The organism is Aurantimonas sp. C2-5-R2, assembly GCF_036549495.1.
GTDB lineage: Bacteria > Pseudomonadota > Alphaproteobacteria > Rhizobiales > Rhizobiaceae > Aurantimonas > Aurantimonas coralicida_A.
On record NZ_JAZHLJ010000087.1, the window covers coordinates 1 to 12,333 of the forward strand.

Sequence of the window (12,333 nt, forward strand, 5' to 3'; positions counted from 1 at the left end):
CAGTGGAATCGGCACCCCGAGCCTAACGGCTCAAGGCGGGCAACGCCGCCCACTTCAGAGTTTCAACAGAGACCGGGACATTCCCTCTCTGGACTTGGGGCGGTGGTGGATTCAGCCAGGCGAACGAGCCAATAGCGCATGAGGAGGCCCGCAACGGCCGCCGCGACGATTTCGCCGGCGACGGCCCCCGGCCAACCCGCAAGCCAGGCGCCAAGCACACCGAACGCGATCGCCGTCGCCGCCCGGACGAGGTTTCCGAAGCCGAACAACCGCAATTCCGTGGTCGAGCGAATTCCGGAAGAATAGATGTTGTAGGCAATCGAGCCAACGGAGAACAATACGATGAAAAATAGTATGGACAGATAGTCATTAAGCGATAGCGCGTAAATCAGGATGCCTACGAAAACGCACGATGCGACGGCTCTCAGAGTCCGTTTCGAAACTCACTGCGGCGGGTTCAAAGGCCCCTCGGATGGTCGCTCCGCAATGACATGATACCCGATTTCCGCGGGTTTGGGCGTCCCGGGTGAACCATGGAGGCTGGTCTTGGCAGGGTTTCGAAACGGCCTCTAAGNATGATACCCGATTTCCGCGGGTTTGGGCGTCCCGGGTGAACCATGGAGGCTGGTCTTGGCAGGGTTTCGAAACGGCCTCTCAATGAAACGTCGAGGAGGGCCCGGTCGGCGGAAGCGACGACCGAACGCCTCTGCCCAGCCAGCCAAAGTCGCGGGAACGACTTCATGAAGCCTTCTATCCGGCCGAAACTCAGGACATTGGAGGCAAATAAGCCGACCGAGGCGACAATCGCGTAGATGCCGAAACCTTCAACATCCAGGATAACGGCGAGAATAAACCCGCGCGCCAGAGTCAGCACGGCTGCCGTTCCCATCGCCCCCAAAAAATAAAGGCGCGCTGATAATGCCGCCCGCAATCGGTGGACGATCAAGGAAGCATTCAAGTTCACGCCCTATCCCCGGACCGGTGACGAATCAGCGCCGATTTTGACGGCAGAAACTTATCTGGACCGCGTTCTGATCACACCGTGCAACAAACGAAGACGGCAAAAATTTCGATATTGTTTGCCGTCCTCGATTCGACTTATGCCTGCAGATATACCCGGTTCACATAGGGATCGAGCGCGACGTCATCCTGCTTCGCCCTGTACGTTCCGACAGGTTTTTTTGGACCTCCTACATACTCCGCCAAGGAATAAAGCACCTGGAACAGCAGCCGTGTCGTCTTGGTCGGCGGGACGCCCCGGTGAACACCATATGTGTTTTCCAAAAACGCGGTGCCGGCGGGACCGGTGAACTTCATGACGTTTTGCGACCCGAATTCGGACGTCACTTCTTCTTCCGAAAGCCGCCGGATCTCGGTCAGTTTATTGACCTTATGAGTCCCCTTGACGAAGACGTGGGGGCCCGACCCCTCATCCACGTCGGTCAGGTAGATAAACAGCTTGATGAAGCGAAGGTCGTCGACATCGCGGTGGAAGAGTTCAGCGGCGCAACAAGGGCGTTCCGAAGGCCACGCGCGATCTGACCCATGCCTTCCCGTTCAACGACCTGGCCGCACTCGACGCACTGTTTTCGGCTCACCCCGGCGAGTTCGCTGCCGTCATCCTCGAACCGATGAACACGACGTTTCCGGCCGACGGCTTCCTGCAAGGGCTGATCGATCGCGCCCACGCCCACGGCGCGCTGGTGGTCTTCGACGAAACCATCACCGGCTTCCGTTATTCCGAAGGCGGTGCCCAGGAACTGTTCGGCGTGACGCCGGATCTGTCCTGTTTCGGCAAGGGGCTCGCCAACGGCTTTCCGCTCTCGGCCGTCGTCGGCCGGGCGGATGTGATGCGTGAGTTCGAGGACGTCTTTTTCTCCTTCACCATGGGCGGCGAGGCTATGTCCCTGGCAGCGGCCAAGGCGGCCTTGACCAAGCTGCGGACGGACAATGTCATCGCTCGGCTGCATCAGCTTGGCGAGCGCGTCGAAGCCGGCACGAAGGCGTTGATCGCCAAGCATGGCTGCGCCGATTTTCTCGGCTTTGCCGGGCATCCGACCTGGTCGTTCCTGACCATGAGCGACTGCAACGGCGTCAGCTCCTTCGAGATCAAGACGCTGTGGATGCAGGAGATCCTCGAGCGCGGCTTCATCTCCGTGGGAACGCACAATGTCAGCTTCGCCCATAGCGATGACGAGATCGACCGGTTGCTGGCCGCTTATGACGACATCTTCCCGCTGCTGAAGACCGCGGTCGAAGAGCGCGCCATCCGGCAGTATCTGCGTTGCGAGCCCCTGGTGCCGCTGTTCAAGCTGAGATAGCGGCGGCGACCGGTGCCTGATCCCCGCGCGGGCCCAGTTCCGCCGGATGCTGGGCCGGCCGTGGCGCTGCGCGGATTTCCCGATACTGCCCGATCGCCTTTGGACCGGCGTGGCAGAGCCGCGATCTACGGGCAACGAGTGGCTCTCACGGCTGACCGCAATATCGCGCGCCAAGCCGCTGAGCCGGTCACGATGCCGACCACGCGGCATGAGCGGCGAACGCATCTGTTTCAAGGCCGCCATGCGACTGCGCGCGATCAGGCGCAGCCGTCATTTCCCTGTTGCAATCGACCGAGCTTTCCGCCATATACCGCCCGTCTGCGGCACCCAGGTGCCGCGCGGAGCGGGCGGGCGTAGCTCAGTGGTAGAGCACAACCTTGCCAAGGTTGGGGTCGTGGGTTCGAATCCCATCGCCCGCTCCAATTTCCCCAATAAAAACAAAATATTAGGTAGTGTGGGTAGTTAACCGCCTGTCCGAGGCTTAGCCCGTGTCGCCACCATGTCGCCACGCGGAGGGTTTTGGAACGGTCTCCAGTCTCGGCACTTAAACCAATCGGCGGCTTCTCCGAACTCGTAATCGGGAAGCGTAAGGGATGCAGTCCGCTGTTGATCGCTCGCACCAGGCCATCCCGTTCTTTCCCCGTTCTTACGAGAATGTCCGAGCGCCAGCAGGTCACAGATCCGCAGATTCCCCTACTTTACGGAATTGTCCGGCAGCCGTAGGGTCTGCTCAAAATTGAGCACACCCCCCCGGCCCGTTATTTTCCCATTATTATATGGGATGGCCGACCGCAGGTTTTCGCAGGTTTGTTTAACGGCCAGGAAGCCGCCGTGGCTAGGCAGGCTTCGTGCTGATCGCTCTATGGGTTGGGCAGTAGGACGAGCCCGGCGAGCGCTCCAAGTCGCAGTAGTGGGTTGCCATGTCCATGACGGTCCCACCCTCAGACAGCGGCCAGCGACACCCCGCCTTGTTCTCGACGATCGGGACGGGCGCCGAGCCGGGCAGGGGCTCGAAGGCATCGAGGGCGACAGCATCAATCAGCTTTTCAGATAGCGCCTGTTCCACGGCTCATCCTTCCCGCGCGTGTGATGCGTGAAAAACCTTCCCCTGGCACAACGAGGCGATTTCCAGCCGCTTGGCAGCCCTCGCACGCGCGCGCGCGTATTGGTCGCTTAATCGTGCTGCCGGCACAAAACTCCCCCTAAAACCCCCTATTAAATTGCCAGGCGACCGATCACGCGGCGATCCGATCAGGCGCCGGTCGCGTATATCTGCGCCCTGTTCGATACCGGGGCGCCTCGAAGGATACCCCCAACCCATCGTCCGTCTGATCGAAGGAAATCCCGGCCGCTTCCATGGCCGATGCGATCCTGTCGGCCGCCCATGCCGATCGAGGGAATGTCGTTTCGGATTCCACTCTGACGACGCTATTGCGATGAACACCAGAGGCGTCCGCCGTCTGTCGCACCGTCCAGCCAAGAATGGCCCGAGCCGCTTTGATCTGCCGACCATCGATAACCATCGCTGCACTCCGCTCGCGTTAGGGACTGGAAAATCCATGCCCACGGCACACGCCGAGTGTTATAACATAACTACGGCGTTATACGACCCCCCCGCATGCCCGCGTTGCGCCTGCCGTTGCTTCGCGCGTCGTACTCGTTCGTTGCACTGTTGAAGGTCGCGGTCTGGACGAGGATCGCCTTCGCTCGCTCAATGGCAGTCGCATCATCTCTTGCCTCAACGGCCGCCATGTCGACGGTAACGCAGTCGCCTCCTTCACCACAGAATTGGACGCGAAGCACCGGATGGCCGGATCGCGCTGTGGCTTGCGCCACTTCTGTGCCAATGATCTGCATGTGTTTCGACCAGTCCAAAAAGGGATCTTCCAGCTCGTGATCCGTTCAGGGCGCGGGGAAATTAAGCCCGGGAGCGAGAATCCCGGGCTTAGTTGCAGTCAACCGGCCTTTCGACCCTTTGCCCTGTCGTTGGCCGACATATCCGCCAGCTTCGTCAGGTCCCCGTCAGTTTTCGTTTCTTCCTGCAGCGTGGCGTCGAGTAACTTGGCGGCATCGGTCATGCCGAGCTCCGTCGCCCAGCGCTTCAGAGTGCCGTAGCGGGTTATCTCATAATGCTCGACCGCCTGTGCGCTCGAGATAAGGCCGGCGTCGAGGGCAGCCGTATCCTTGAACTCGTCCATGATCTCCTCGCCTTCAGCGATGATCCCTTCGATAGCGTCGCAGGTCTTGCCTTGTGGACGCCTCCCCAGGATCTCGAACACCTGCTGTAGGCGTTCGATCTGACCCTCGGTTTCCTGCTGATGCTTTTCGAAGGCGGCCTTCAGTTCGGTCGACTGGGCGGCGCGCTTCATTTTGGGCAGCGTCTTCAGGATCTTGCGTTCGGCATAATAGATGTCCTTGAGCGTATCGTGGAACAGGTCGTCCAACGTCTTTTCCTTGGCCATGGAATGCCCTTTCGTGAATTCTGGATGAAAGCGATCACGTCGGCGTGACCAGCGCTAGCTGAACGAGGGACAGCCGTCCCGGTTCCATCTTGGCCCTCAACTAGACTGTGGCGCCCAACTTCTGGATTGCCTACGTCGATAGGGATTGGATTCTCCCTCCGGAACATCCCAACCCTTATCTGGCCGCGGCTATGATCCGCTGCGTACGGCCGCCTTGTCGCTTACCGCGCCATCACATCGAAGACGTTCTCGACCGTGATCTTGCGACCGTCTGGCGTTCCGGGGCCCGTCTCGGCTATCCGACATGCGCCAAGAAGTGGCGGCCACAAGTTTGTCCAAATCAAACCGTCACTTAGAGGCCGTTTCGAAACCCTGCCAAGACCAGCCTCCATGGTTCACCCGGGACGCCCAAACCCGCGGAAATCGGGTATCATGTCATTGCGGAGCGACCATCCGAGGGGCCTTTGAACCCGCCGCAGTGAGTTTCGAAACGGACTCTTAGGAGGAGTGGTTGTCAACGCGACCTTGATTTGGGGGAGTTCGATGCAGACGGAATATCTGACGGACGATGCGTTCGCTCTGCTCGGGAAGATCCAGGCGGTCAAGCTCGCCCGCCATTTCGATCCGCCCGCTGCTTGGGAATTGATCGAGCGGGGGCTCGCGGACGTTAGGCAGGACCCCTTCAGGATCGTAATCACGAGCGCTGGGGAAGCGCACCCGGCAGTCTCGTCCCACTCCTGACCTTCGCCCATCGCTGTCAAGCCAGACCCGCCGTCCCTTCACCAGGGCGGCGGCTTTTTGTTGTTTCACTGGCCGCTGAGATAACGGCGACTAGCCCAGCCCTCCCAGCCGTTGGCGCGGATTTTTTGCCATCCGCCGACGGCATAGGGCAGGAAGGCGATGCCGCATTGGTGCCGATCAAGTTTGGTCAGAACTCTCGACTGGGCGGAAGGGTATGCGCGAAGATTGAGGATGTCGCCCGGTGCAACGCCGGCGACGCAGTAAAGAGCCGGCGAGACCATAGCGATGAAGTGGCTGTGAACCCACCCCGTCACATGACCCTCCTCGACCGGGCACCAGTTGCCCTTGCAAGACCCTGTCACCATGATCCCACAGGCGTCATGACGTTTTCTGCCTTGGATGGCGGCCTGCGCGTTGGGCTTGGCTCGGATGTTCAGACGGTCGTCGGTCGCAACGTTTATGACACAGTGCTCCTCACCTGGAACAACCTGACCAGCACGAGCGCCCGTTGCAGCGAGAGCGGAAAGGCCGCAAGCGGCTACGATTAGTCGGCAAGAATGGCGGGTCATGGCAGGCCCCGGAAATGAGAACCGATCACCCGAAGCTATCGGCGCCATCATGACTGGTTGATGAATGGTGCTAAGCGGAGACCCATTTCACCTTCGCCTCGATGCATCGAGTGCCCCAAGGCGATGCCGGTGATCCTGACAGAGCCGGAAAGAGATCGACGCCTGGATGCGGGCGGACATGGACGATCCCTCGGGCTACCTGCACCACCGATTACCCTCATTCGGCCACGGCTGCGACAGGCCTTCGTAGAAGGTTGCTCGGATCATGCCCACTCGCGATTCACAGCGTTCCTGGCACCGGGAGCGGCCATCAGGCTTCCCCGTCATTTTACAGGCGAGCCTTTTGGCTCACGGAGACGGACGCCTGCGCCGCCGCCGTTGGGGTCGATGAAAAGGACCCCCCCTCGCTCCAACGCTCCACGGATAGCCGCGAGGGTCGAGCCATGCCCGGTTAATTCGCCGTCCATCGTTTCGAGCCGCTTGATCGTGGAGAGCGCCACGTCTGCCTCTGCCGCCAAGGTGCGCTGCGTCCATCGAAGAAGGCCGCGAGCTGCGATAAGTTGGCTTCCGGTCATCGTCATTAGGTCTTTTTATCCTTTTTGGGTCCATAGGGCTTGAATATATAGATCCTATGGTCTTATTTAGCTCCTAACAGCCGAACAGGCAAGGGAGCCCGAATCAATGTTTGACCGCCGCGCCATCATGCAAGACGCCTGGACCCGCTACTGGAAGCACAAGGCTCTCACCTTCGATCGCGAATGGTTCCGCGCCGCGCTCTTGTGGGCGTGGAAGGATGCCAAGGCAGCCGCTGCCGTCGTTGCCGCCGCACAGAGCGGCCCTACCAACCAACAACAATCGGAGAAGATCATGCGAAACGACCCAATCGGGGCGAATGGCGAAGCCATGCCCGCAATCACCCGTCGTGCCTTCTTGCGCACCGGCACTGCCGCCGCCGCCACCGTTGCTATCCCGGCCGCTGCCGAGACGTTTGATGAGAACAGCGCACAGAAGGTGGCGCGGATTGGCTTCGAGTTGGCGGATGCCCTCGCCGAGCATGATGACGGCGGGTGGTACGCTGTTGTCGAACCGGCCAGCACGGATCGCCCGCCGCTGTTCCTCGGCAACAGATCGGCCCGCGACCGCCGCGAACCGCGGATGAACCCCGACGAGGCCCTTTTTGCCATGGAGCGCGACTGGAAGAAGGCGATGGGGCGCTACAGGGTCGCGTCCAAAGTCCACGACGAAGCCGAGAGGCGCTATTTCGCCGCAAAGCCCTGGCCGCCTGCAGAGGTGGCTATTCCTGCCGAACTGCAGGATCGGGTCAACGACATGCGCATCGCCGAATGGAAAGTCCGAGATCATCCAGTGAACGTCGCTTTGAACGACCACCTTGCTCGCAACGAAGGTCGGCGACAGGCGTGGAAGGCCGATCTTCAGCGCATCGAGAATGAGACGGGGGTAAGGGGTGCTGAGCGGCGCATGAATGCGTTGCTGGAGAAGGCGGATCGCATCGCGCGGAAAATTACCAGAACACGGGCGCTCACGCCGGACGGGATGCTCGTCAAGCTGCGCGTCAACAAGACGGGGGCCGTAGAAGCAGACGACCTCCTTGCAGCAATCGCTCGCGATCTGCGCGCCACCGCAGTTCGGAGTGCATAATCATGGGAATCCATGAAACGCATGCCTTCTTCACCTCGATGCGTCGCCAGCGACTGGAAGAGGTAATCGAAATCGCCATCGCCCTGCTGGACGCAATGGACGGCGATACGGACCTTGAGGAGACCGGCGATCTGGAACCGTACCTTGCATGGGTTGGCGCAGGTCCCGGCGTCTGCTTCACGGACGACGACCGCGAGGACGATGAATGCGACAGGGGCGAACCGGGAGAGGATGACGAACCGTCGCTAGGGTGGACCGACGAGGAGGCCGAGCGAGGCACTGACTACAGCCCCATCGCATCGCGTTTGCCGCTTCTCGATGGCGAGGTCTGCGCTGGCGACGAACCCGAGTTCGAGGACGAACATGGGGAGCCCCAAGAGGTCACGCACTGCGCATGAAGGCGCCTCTCCCGAGGATCCGCAATGACGACAAATGACAGCATCTGGAGGGGCTGGCCGTGGTGCCGGCCCCTCCGTATTTTAGGGCATGCCACTCACATGATGGACCGGGCAGCGTCCTCAATGTCGATCTTCGTCTTCCGGCCGACCCCAACATTTTCAGGCAAGCTCTCTTATTCGGCCGTGATCCGATACACGGTGATGCCGCCGAATTGGCGATCCTCCAATGCGCCGACGCCGCATTCGTAGTCACCACGGATCAGGGCGAGGTCGTTAAATTCCAGAGCCATGGTTTTGACGACAGCTCTGCACTCCTCGATACTATCAAGGCCCCGGCGCTCGCGATGGACAATGAGGTTCCCGCGATCCGGGTAGTAGAAGGCGTCCACGCTCTCCCATGGGGCAGCACTGGCGGGCCAGAACCAGTCAGCGACAGATCGTTGCGGGTCGCCAATCCAGAACCATAAGGCCACCCCTACAAGGACCATCCATCCCATCAACGCCCCTCCTCGCTTCGGCCTTATATGCCCGCCGCAACCAAAGCCTCTCTGTTGCCCCGCAAGAGCGCGTTGATCGACTTGCGTCTCTGAATCGCCTCTGCAGTTCGGAGCCCGTGCTTGAGCGCATTCTGGGACCCCTTGGCCGGACCCGTCGACTTCCCCCCGTGCATCCGGCACCGGCCGTTCGCCATCGCTGGCGATCGACACGGCTTTCCTGACCGCTTCGATGTCGCTCCGCAGCGCGGCGCCCGTTGCAAGGGGTCAATTTCCATTATTCGCACCCCCCCGGGGTCAGGACGCCAGGATGTAGCGCCTTTTCGGCGTGCATCCGATCGCCATGGCTGACATTCCCGACGATGGCCTGACCGCCGTCATGGACATGGACATGCTCGACGCGCACGGTCTGCTGGCCTCGGCCGCGGTGCTTGTCGAACGCCTGAACGAGCGTGGCATAGGAGCGGGTCAGCTTGTTAGCCTGACCTAGTGCTGCCTCACGCCCGACGAGCGTCTGCTCGGGGATCATGGCACGGCGATAGCATTCCATCGCGGCGTTGTGCGTCGCCACCATCTGAGCCGCCAGCATGCCCTCGATCGCATCCTTCGGCTCGATGCTCATCATGGCGCCCGCCGCGCTGCCGACCACCATCTGCCTCGTCTCATCGCTTGTGCCGGTGCCGAGCCAGGTCGCGTTGATGGCCTGGTTCACGACCGCGAGATTGAAGGCCGGGCTAACCGTGCCTCCGTAGATCTTGTGCGGGTCGTTGGCATCGCAGACCAGCGTCGTGACGCCCGGCTGCTTGCCGCCGTTCTCCGAGGCCGCCGGCACCTTCGCAAGAGCCTTCCTCTCGGGCTCCTGCGACGGCACTGCAACTGGCGCGAGGCGCGTCTTCAGATTGGATTTGGAGGACACGGGCGATCCCTCTGCTTCGGCAGTGTTCGGGGGTGAAAGTATACACCAGCGGGCACGAAAGAAGGAGGCCGAACCAACTGTTTAGGCTGGGTGGCTCTCTCCCTTCAATCCGCCTGGCTTCTCCACCCCAAGGATCAAAACCGGAGGTAGAGAGGCGTCAAATTCGTCTCTGATTTCGCAGTAGATAGGCCAGATACAAAATCGATGACGCGGGAAGCCTCTGTTGCATGAGGTATCCGATCGCTGCCCATATCTGCTTGTCCATCATCTTCTCCTTGCGTCCTTCGCGTTCCATCCGCATGATGCGCGGCTGGACACCTCGAAAAACCTACTGGCTCCAGTTCGGCGCCTACTGCTCGGGGGCTTGGATTCCGGTTTGTACCGGCTCCGACTCCCTTACGTTCTGACGGGAACGTGCCCGACCGGCGCCTCCGCGAGGTTTTTAGAGGCCTCCGGCTATGGTCATGGGAGGATGGAATGAAACGTCTCGTTTACACCGTAGTTGCTTTGATGCTGTCCGCTAGCGGCGCGCAGGCTCAGTACTACGGAAATTATTCGTCAAACCCCTACGCACCTAACCGGACGAACCCGTATCAGTACGGCGGCGGTCAATACGGAACCGATTCCACCAGCCCCGGCCTCTACACGGACGAGGGACAATTCCGCGGCAACATGAACAGCAACCAATACGATCCAAATAGTGTTGCGAACCCCTATGGCCGCTACGGCAGCCAATACTCTCCGGACAGCATCAATAACCCATATGGAGCAGGAAGCCCTTATCGACCGGATAGCCCCAGCAACCCGTATGGATCAGGGCTCCGTATTTGCGGCATTTCCGGATGTGATTAAGGCATGCGGTTAACCAATGAATGACCCCAGCCTCTTCTGGACCGTCTTCGCCGCCGCTCGGGGCGAGACTGCTGACCGTCACCTGAAATGAAACACGCTCTCATCACTGCAGCCGCGCTCGGCTTCATGCTCGCTCCGGTTCTGGCCGACAAGCCGGTGCCTCTCAGGGACGGCGATCCGTATTCATCAGCTCGGCGGGCGCTGGGCGCGGCAGGATGGACACCTGCTAGAGGGGGGCAGGACTGCGGAGGCCGGGAGGATGTCTGCACGGCCTATCAGGAAACCGAGGCATGCTCCGGGACCGGTCTCGGCTTCTGCTCCTTCGTCTTCACAGATGGCAGCGGGATAACCCTCCGCGTCGTGACAACCGGAGAGGACGTTCGCGACCTGATCATCTGGAATTGGATTGTGAATCCATGCGCGGACGGGGAAGTATGCGAAGACGAGGCGCAGGACTGCGGCATCTACACCAGCACCGACGAGGCGCCGGGCGAGCGGGTCCTGACCTTCGAGGAAGGCCTGTCGCAGCCGGACTTCACTATCCGCGAAGGTGGAAAGACGACCAAGTTCGGGATCATGAGCGGAGCCGTTGCTTTCGACCTTTCCCGGCCGGGATCAGATGGGTACGCAGTGCTGAAACGTGACGATAGCTGGCGCGTCGGGACCGAAGTCTTCGAGCCCTACTGCAACTAGGCCGTGTGGACGAATTTGATCAAGCATAGTCCCGCTGCGAAGCTGACGATGGATCGATAGTTGCGGGCCGTTTTCTCGCACCGCGGGGCGACGCGCTTGAAGCGTTTAACGACGCCGATGCCCTGTTCGATTCGGGCGCGAGCCTTGTAGAGGACCTTTGCGAAGAACGCGGGCTTGTCCTTCTCGTTGGCCTTGTAGGGAATGACCGGGGCGATGCCTCTGGCTCGTGCGGCGGCCCGGTTAGCCTTGCTGGCATACCCCTTGTCGCCGATGACGGCGCGTGGCGCGATGTCCGGTCCGATGTCGAGAAGGATGGAGAAGTGCGGCGCGTCGGCCTTCTCGCCGCCGGTCAGGTCGAAACCGATCATGGCTCCCGATGCATCTGATTTGGCATGGATTTTCGTCGTGAACCCGCCGCGCGAGCGGCCGAGTGCCTGACCGTGCTGCCCCCTTTTGCGCCGGCCGCCGAGAAGCCGGGAGCCGTTACCAACGCGAAAGCCCGAGCAATCCCTATGGATCACCCGCAGCATCTCCACGCGGGACGCCTCGATCAGCTGGTCTAGATCTGCCTCCGCCATCAAGCCGCCCTCGCCCGGTCGCAAGTGGGCGACAGATCGCCTTTGCGGAAAACGCCGGGGAAGCTGGCGCCGCACTGCATCAGCTTTTCAGCGGCGGCCGTAAGGACGAACTCGTTCACCGACATGCCGGCGCGATTGGCCTGATCGAAAAGGCTGCTGCGGAAACCGGACGTGACGCGGCCGCCGTTCAGGAAGAGATTGACCGCGTGAGTTTCGGGGCTGTTCGCCATTGCATGCTCCATCGACTGTTGAGCCGATTGGAGCATGTCCGCGCGTCGAGGGACATTCGACACGCCTGGACATGTTTGGACATGTCCGGATCGAGCCGCGCCAAATTCCGCCTGATGGTGCGAACCGAATTCGTGATTGACCGGGTTTCCGCTCTATCCTGGAAGTCCCACCCCTATGCCCCCGCGCAAGTCGGCGTTGACCGCGGTTTGGGGCGTGTGGTCTCTAAGTGACATTGCGTGTCGGCGATTGCTGCGCGTTATCACTGGAGGCACGTCAGATTGCAGTCGCTAGAGCAGCATAATCGTGGCCGGTGATGCTCCGTCGGACGCTAGCATTACAGTTGCGTCTTTCGACGAGTTCTGAATCCATGGGCGACCATGATTCGGAGGTCATGGATGATGGGCGCATCGATCGAGACG

General features: G+C 60.9%; 14 protein-coding genes and 1 tRNA gene. 6 read left to right on the forward strand and 9 right to left on the reverse strand.

Annotated elements, in window-relative coordinates; all coding sequences use genetic code 11:
• Positions 1-1,098: 1,098 nt before the first annotated feature.
• Complete coding sequence (locus VQ044_RS21240) at positions 1,099-1,437, reverse strand: hypothetical protein (RefSeq protein ID WP_327650040.1); 339 nt, start codon at positions 1,435-1,437, stop codon at positions 1,099-1,101.
• Positions 1,438-1,565: 128 nt separating this feature from the next.
• On the opposite strand from VQ044_RS21240, the gene VQ044_RS21245 reads away from it, so the two are divergent.
• Positions 1,566-2,321, forward strand: coding sequence for an aminotransferase class III-fold pyridoxal phosphate-dependent enzyme (locus VQ044_RS21245; RefSeq protein WP_327651260.1), 756 nt, complete (start codon positions 1,566-1,568; stop codon positions 2,319-2,321).
• Between the two features lie 347 nt (positions 2,322-2,668).
• A tRNA-Gly gene (locus VQ044_RS21250) sits at positions 2,669-2,743 on the forward strand.
• 413 nt (positions 2,744-3,156) lie between these two features.
• Here VQ044_RS21250 and VQ044_RS21255 read toward each other — a convergent pair.
• From VQ044_RS21255 to VQ044_RS21265, 3 genes are all read right to left on the reverse strand, one after another.
• A complete protein-coding gene (locus VQ044_RS21255) occupies positions 3,157-3,387 on the reverse strand; it encodes a hypothetical protein (RefSeq protein ID WP_327623227.1) in 231 nt (76 codons plus the stop codon).
• Between the two features lie 889 nt (positions 3,388-4,276).
• Positions 4,277-4,783, reverse strand: coding sequence for a YciE/YciF ferroxidase family protein (locus tag VQ044_RS21260; RefSeq protein ID WP_327650038.1), 507 nt, complete (start codon positions 4,781-4,783; stop codon positions 4,277-4,279).
• Between the two features lie 806 nt (positions 4,784-5,589).
• The gene (locus tag VQ044_RS21265) at positions 5,590-6,093 is read right to left on the reverse strand and encodes an SH3 domain-containing protein (protein WP_331827761.1); all 504 of its coding nucleotides are present in this window, start codon (positions 6,091-6,093) and stop codon (positions 5,590-5,592) included.
• Positions 6,094-6,774: 681 nt separating this feature from the next.
• On the opposite strand from VQ044_RS21265, the gene VQ044_RS21270 reads away from it, so the two are divergent.
• Together VQ044_RS21270 and VQ044_RS21275 are read left to right on the forward strand one after the other, a co-directional pair.
• Positions 6,775-7,752, forward strand: a complete 978-nt coding sequence (locus tag VQ044_RS21270) for a hypothetical protein (RefSeq protein ID WP_327649995.1) — start codon at positions 6,775-6,777, stop codon at positions 7,750-7,752.
• A 2-nt stretch (positions 7,753-7,754) separates the two neighbouring features.
• Entirely contained in the window at positions 7,755-8,150 is a 396-nt protein-coding gene (locus tag VQ044_RS21275; RefSeq protein ID WP_327649996.1) for a hypothetical protein, read from the forward strand.
• Positions 8,151-8,323: 173 nt separating this feature from the next.
• Here the strand turns inward: VQ044_RS21275 and VQ044_RS21280 are convergent, their stop codons facing one another.
• From VQ044_RS21280 to VQ044_RS21290, 3 genes are read right to left on the reverse strand one after another with little or no spacing between them, the layout of a single operon-like run.
• Positions 8,324-8,647, reverse strand: coding sequence for a hypothetical protein (locus VQ044_RS21280; protein WP_327649997.1), 324 nt, complete (start codon positions 8,645-8,647; stop codon positions 8,324-8,326).
• A 23-nt stretch (positions 8,648-8,670) separates the two neighbouring features.
• Positions 8,671-8,922 (reverse strand): HGGxSTG domain-containing protein, encoded by a 252-nt coding sequence (locus tag VQ044_RS21285; protein WP_327649998.1) that lies wholly within the window; start codon positions 8,920-8,922, stop codon positions 8,671-8,673.
• On the reverse strand, positions 8,922-9,560 hold the full coding sequence (locus VQ044_RS21290; RefSeq protein ID WP_327649999.1) for a hypothetical protein: 639 nt from the start codon (positions 9,558-9,560) through the stop codon (positions 8,922-8,924). The genes VQ044_RS21285 and VQ044_RS21290 overlap by 1 nt, the downstream gene beginning before the upstream one ends.
• A gap of 477 nt (positions 9,561-10,037) precedes the next feature.
• Between VQ044_RS21290 and VQ044_RS21295 the strand changes: the two genes are divergently transcribed.
• On the forward strand, positions 10,038-10,412 hold the full coding sequence (locus VQ044_RS21295; RefSeq protein ID WP_327650000.1) for a hypothetical protein: 375 nt from the start codon (positions 10,038-10,040) through the stop codon (positions 10,410-10,412).
• Positions 10,413-10,499: 87 nt separating this feature from the next.
• Positions 10,500-11,105 carry a hypothetical protein gene (locus tag VQ044_RS21300; RefSeq protein ID WP_327650001.1) on the forward strand — a complete coding sequence of 202 codons (606 nt, stop codon included), beginning with the start codon at positions 10,500-10,502 and terminating at the stop codon, positions 11,103-11,105.
• On the opposite strand, the gene VQ044_RS21305 is transcribed toward VQ044_RS21300, so the two are convergent.
• Complete coding sequence (locus VQ044_RS21305; RefSeq protein ID WP_327650002.1) at positions 11,102-11,683, reverse strand: IS5 family transposase; 582 nt, start codon at positions 11,681-11,683, stop codon at positions 11,102-11,104. The two genes, VQ044_RS21300 and VQ044_RS21305, sit on opposite strands and share 4 nt — an antisense overlap.
• The gene (locus tag VQ044_RS21310) at positions 11,683-11,913 is read right to left on the reverse strand and encodes a hypothetical protein (RefSeq protein ID WP_327650003.1); all 231 of its coding nucleotides are present in this window, start codon (positions 11,911-11,913) and stop codon (positions 11,683-11,685) included. Before VQ044_RS21310 ends, VQ044_RS21305 begins: the two co-directional genes overlap by 1 nt.
• Between the last annotated feature and the right edge of the window lie 420 nt (positions 11,914-12,333).